Below are 5,036 nucleotides of genomic sequence, written 5' to 3'. Positions count from 1 at the left end.
GTTATTTTAAATGATGACGATCATGTACGCATCTTCGGCAGTGGAAAGCGGTTTCTTGAGTAATTTTGCTGCAGGCCTTCAACGATCCTTGAAATGAATTTTAAAAAATCGATATTATTCAAAATTTTTTTTCAAAAAATATCAAACACGGGCCGTGGATGAAAACCCACCATTCTGGAAAAACTAGTAACGCTGATATGCATAAAACGTAAATGGTCAAAAAAATGTGAAGCCGGAGGCGGCCTGATGGTAAGTTGTTGGATAGCGGTGCACCTGACAAAGGCTTGACCCGTATCTTCAACTGCAGCATTACTTCTGTAGGAATGAATGAGACCCGTTGGCGGGTAACAGCTACGTCTGCACGCTCGATGTGACGGCCGAATGGACCAAGCAACATTAGGTGCAGTCTGTTTTTTTATGCTTATTATGAGAAAGGCCTTTTGAAGCGGGTGGTGTGTCGCAGTAACCCTATTTTTTATGGATGCGGAGACCCGGCTTTCCAAAGGCACTGTGCCTCGCAACGGCAGATCCGACTGCGGATGGCTCGGCAAATACCGGTGTCTCTTGACCAATCCACTATATTAATTGTTCGGAGCTAATCAATGAAAACCATATCTACATTGCTGTTTCTGATATTTGCCGCCACGGCGACGGCCACGGCAGGCGGGCAGGTTGTCGCCTATGACGTCAAGGGGGAGGCCTTCGAGGGGTATTTTACCTCTCCGGCGGACAATGCCCCATTGGTGCTGCTGATCCATGACTGGGATGGCCTCACCGATTATGAAGTTAAACGGGCCGATATGCTGGCCGAAAAAGGGTACGCGGTCTTCGCTGTCGATCTGTTCGGTGCCGGAATCAGGCCCACTGCAGTGAAGGACCGGCGCCAGCACACCGGGGAGTTGTACAAGGACCGGGAACGCATGCGCAGCCTGATCTACGGTGCGCTGGATGCGGCCAGGGCCAGAGGTGCCAGCGTGAACAATGCCGTGGCGATGGGGTACTGCTTTGGCGGTGCCGCCGTGCTCGAGTTTGCCCGGTCCGGGGCGGACATGAGAGGATTTGTCACCTTCCATGGCGGATTGAGTACGCCGGAAGGCCAGGATTACGGCAAGACCAAAGGAAAACTGTTGATCCTGCACGGCACGGCCGACACGAATATCACCATGGACCATTATGCATTGCTGGCCAATGCCCTGGAGGAAAAGGGTGTGCCCCACGAGATGATCGCATACGGCGGTGCGCCGCACGCCTTCACGGTCTTTGGTTCCGACCGGTACAGAAAAGATGCGGATGAGAAGTCCTGGAATCGGTTTGGTGAATTCCTGGAAGAGACGTTGAGGTAGATTGAAGAACCTCGCAGCAAGCTGCGAGGAGTCTTCGACCGTAAGGAATTTTGTCTATTCTCAGGCGTCAGGACGGTTGCCCTGAAAACCCGTAACGAGTTCTACGACGCTGATCCCGACTATAAGCACAACCAGAAACCATAAAAAAATCAGACCGCGCAACGGCAACGACAAATCGCCGAAGACGAGCCACCCGCAAAGCACCAGACCGCCGCACAGGTTGATGGCAATCGCTCCACCGAGTCCCAAGCCAATGCCGACGCCTGTTTTATTGCGCCTTTCCATCAGCAGGGCAATGCCGATCCCGAACAGAACCCCACCGAGTATGTTGGGGTAAAAACCATGGGCGGCCGGAGGCACCCCAAGCAGGCTGGCCAACCCGTCGGAAAAGGCGAGCAAAAGCACCCCCAGCAGCAGGTTGATTGTCGCGTCGATGGTCAGCAGTGTGACGTGTCGCATGGCAACACCTCCAAAGCAGGACTTACACCTTGTTTTCAATGATCGCTTTTGTTGGACGAACCGTCGCGTACGAACCGGATAATGCCGCCATGAAGGCGGCATGGACTTCGGATGCGTGGATGGTTTTGCCCCCGAACGTCAAGTTTTTGGTCGCGCAGGCATCGTCGGCAACCATGCAGGTGAAACCCAAATCGAACGCAGCCCGAACGGTGGCATCGATACACATGTGGCTCATGGCACCGCTGATGAGTAGGTCACTGATGTTGCGCTGCTTCAGGATTTCAAGGAGCGGGGTGTCGCGAAAGCTGTTGGGATAGTTTTTGACGATGACGATTTCATCTTCCTGGGGTGCGACCTGTTGAGTAATTTGCGCCCCTTTGGTGTCGGGAAGGAAAAAGGTTGCCCCCGCCTGAGCGGCGACGTGTTGGATATGGATGACCGGCTTTTCTCTTTTTCTGAACGCATCCAACAGTCGCCGGGCGTTGGCCGCGGCAGCACCGATACCGACAAGCTCCATACTGCCGCCGGGAAAATAATCGTTCTGAAGGTCAACCAGCACCAGGCATGTGTCCATGTTTCCTCCTTAGCTCAATTGAAATACCATGAATTTGATGGCGGCTCCCCTTGACCGCGCGGCATGCTCGTAGGCGGAAACCACTTCACCGGCACCTGATGCGCGGCAATCGTTTCCATGATCGGTGTCTGACTGTGCGATTTCGCGCCCCCCCCACCGTTTGACAGATTCCCGGGTATAGTCATACAGCAGATTGCTGTCAGTCTTCAGATACACCGTGCCGCCGGGGATAAGCAGGTTTGCATATGCGTCCAGAAAGGGAGAGGCGGAAAGCCGGGACTTGATTGCCCGATGCTTGGGGTGCGGGTCGGGAAAGGTCAGCCAGATCTCGTGTATCGAGTGTTCCAGAAAAAAATCTTCGATTCGCTCAATTCGCGCACGAAGGAAGTGAACATTTTCAAGGCCCTGGGCAATCGCCTTTTCTGCGCCGACACAGATGCGATGACTCTTGGCATCGATTCCCACGCATAGTTTGCGCGGATTGGCGGCAGCGAATACAAGGCTGTATTCTCCTTTGCCGCAGCCCAGTTCGAGAACCCTTTCCATGCCCTGATAACGCTCGTCGTACCAGGGGTAAGAGCGAGGCGATGGTGATTCACCGAACACCGAAAAGGTGACATTGGGCAGATGTTTGACGCGTTCGTACTTGAGAAGCTTGTTTTTTGGCATGGTTATTCCTGCATTGGCGGCTGTTGAACCGCGATAGCAAGCGCATTCTCTGCCGCTTGCCGCGGGGAATGTTCTCAAATTTGCCTCACGCTGGAGTCGAACACGGAAGATGAACCCCGAATTTGAAAGTCGGCGGCCCAAGGTGGCGCTCTCCGGGGCGGTGGAGCCGCGTCGGGCGAAGTACTGGGTTATGAGGTCTTCCTTTTCATTTTTATCCAGGTGCCAACCTTGCTGCCTGCGAACGAACAAAGAGGAATGATCAATAACAGCGAAACGAACTCCTGCATCGATGATGTAATCGCCCATGAAGGAAATTCAGCATAAAAACCCATGTAGCCGATCAGCCCTTCAACCTGGACATACAAGTTGATCGCGATCGCACCAAAAACAAATAACAACAATCTTAGTTTGGTGGATTTGGTGAAAAAACTCAACACCATCGCAAAAACAAAACACAGCGTGAAATCTGCCATGTTCGCGAAGCACATGTTGATAATATTCGTTAAAAGGTCTGATTGGGTATTTGCGTTGGTTTCTCTGACGGCCTTGATCAGCATGGGAGACAAGATATACGAGAATAAATAATTCGATAAATACCCAGACACCAAGCCAATACCCATCCATATAATTGGGATTAACAATTTCCTGTCTGTTCTGCTGTTGTTCAGCATTAAAATAGATTTTCCTCATTGCTGTAAGGTAAGTGGGACGCGATAAGACGCGTCGGCGGTAAATGGCTTACAGCCAGGGTGTTCGTTCCTTTACGTAGCTTTCTACAGCCTCGAAGGGTGTTGAGTACCCATTGCGATTTGTGGAGAGATAAGAAAATAAACTCTGGTTGATCGACATCTCCATTGCGTTGATCTGCTCCGGCGAGTATAAACCCACGGTCATCCGTTTCATTTCGGTTATGCTGCCCGTGAGTCTTCGATTCCCGTTCCTTCCAAGCGAAGGTGTCGCAGGGCTGCGATACCATGGGCATGATTGGATGATTTCATCGGCTATGATCAAGGGATCACGAAACTCGGATTTACGCCGAACCATCGTGAATAGCGTATATTCGTGAACGATGTACAGCATCGGGACACGGCCGATCATCACCGCCTCCACCTTCCAGAAGTCTCCTGAACGCTCCTTGAGATCCTTCCAGTTTATGCGAAATCGTTTTGCCGCTTTATTGCTTAGATCAATCATCTTCTATTATTTCTCCAGATTACGAAAGGTCTGTGTACCATTTTGCCAAGGTTGAACCGATCTGGTGGGGATTGTCTTCCTGTAGATAATGAATCCCTGCGCCAATGTTGATTGCTTCGAGGTTTTTAAGTTTTTGCTTACACCATTCAACCGTTTTGGCATTAATCAAGCCTCCAGGCGATGCAAAGAAGAGAAGTTTGGGTAACTCGGATTCCTGAAGTTTTTCGTTGTAATTCGATACCACTTCGTAAACATCAATCGGCTTACCCATTATGGGAATTTCGCAAGGCCACTGTCGCAAAGGCTTGCGACTTCGGACAGTTTTGTATGGCGCTGCATAATAATTCTTTTCCTTTGCAGACAATTTTCTGACGATTGCCTTGGGCAGAATCTGGGTAACGAAGACATTCATGACACTGACCAAAAGCCAACCAATCCCGGGCGTGCGCATCATTTTAAAACCCATCTTGAAACCGCCCGGAAACTCGTCCCACATCATCGGTTTTAAAATTGCCTCCATGAAGGCGATCCCTTTAATATTGTTCTCATTTCTCATCGCGTAGTGGAAACCAAGTGCGGAACCCCAGTCATGGACGACCAGCGTGATATTCTTCAGGCCCAGCTTCTCAATGAAGCCTTCCACGTACCTGGCATGCTCAACGAAGCGATACGCCAGGTCCGGTGCATCCGATCTGCCCATTCCGATCAGGTCCGGGGCAATGCAGCGGCCCAGAGGGGTCAGATGCGGAATTATGTTTCGCCACAGGTAGGAAGAGGTAGGATTGCCGTGCAGGAAC

Annotated in this window: 7 protein-coding genes; 1 reads left to right on the top strand and 6 read right to left on the bottom strand. The window is 51.3% G+C overall.

The annotated features are described in order from the left end of the window. Window positions 1–602 precede the first annotated feature (602 nt). The gene (locus QNK41_RS18370) at window positions 603–1,343 is read left to right on the top strand and encodes a dienelactone hydrolase family protein (protein WP_319259826.1); all 741 of its coding nucleotides are present in this window, start codon (window positions 603–605) and stop codon (window positions 1,341–1,343) included. A 60-nt stretch (window positions 1,344–1,403) separates the two neighbouring features. On the opposite strand, the gene QNK41_RS18365 is transcribed toward QNK41_RS18370, so the two are convergent. The 6 genes from QNK41_RS18365 to QNK41_RS18340 form a co-directional block, all read right to left on the bottom strand. After that, window positions 1,404–1,802, bottom strand: a complete 399-nt coding sequence (locus tag QNK41_RS18365; RefSeq protein WP_319259823.1) for a hypothetical protein — start codon at window positions 1,800–1,802, stop codon at window positions 1,404–1,406. 22 nt (window positions 1,803–1,824) lie between these two features. Further along, on the bottom strand, window positions 1,825–2,376 hold the full coding sequence (locus QNK41_RS18360; protein WP_319259820.1) for a cysteine hydrolase family protein: 552 nt from the start codon (window positions 2,374–2,376) through the stop codon (window positions 1,825–1,827). Window positions 2,377–2,385: 9 nt separating this feature from the next. After that, on the bottom strand, window positions 2,386–3,045 hold the full coding sequence (gene trmB / locus QNK41_RS18355) for a tRNA (guanosine(46)-N7)-methyltransferase TrmB (protein WP_319259817.1): 660 nt from the start codon (window positions 3,043–3,045) through the stop codon (window positions 2,386–2,388). A gap of 188 nt (window positions 3,046–3,233) precedes the next feature. Further along, a complete protein-coding gene (locus tag QNK41_RS18350) occupies window positions 3,234–3,716 on the bottom strand; it encodes a hypothetical protein (RefSeq protein ID WP_319259814.1) in 483 nt (160 codons plus the stop codon). A gap of 67 nt (window positions 3,717–3,783) precedes the next feature. Next, window positions 3,784–4,239 carry a hypothetical protein gene (locus tag QNK41_RS18345; protein ID WP_319259811.1) on the bottom strand — a complete coding sequence of 152 codons (456 nt, stop codon included), beginning with the start codon at window positions 4,237–4,239 and terminating at the stop codon, window positions 3,784–3,786. A gap of 19 nt (window positions 4,240–4,258) precedes the next feature. Beyond that, on the bottom strand, window positions 4,259–5,036 hold a 778-nt coding region (locus QNK41_RS18340; RefSeq protein ID WP_319259808.1), incomplete at its 5' end, for a haloalkane dehalogenase.

The sequence above is a fragment of the Desulfosarcina sp. genome, from assembly GCF_033791525.1.
Taxonomy (GTDB): Bacteria; Desulfobacterota; Desulfobacteria; order Desulfobacterales; family Desulfosarcinaceae; genus Desulfosarcina.
The sequence above is the reverse complement of the archived record's forward strand: the minus strand, read 5'-3'. Positions and strand labels throughout refer to the sequence as shown.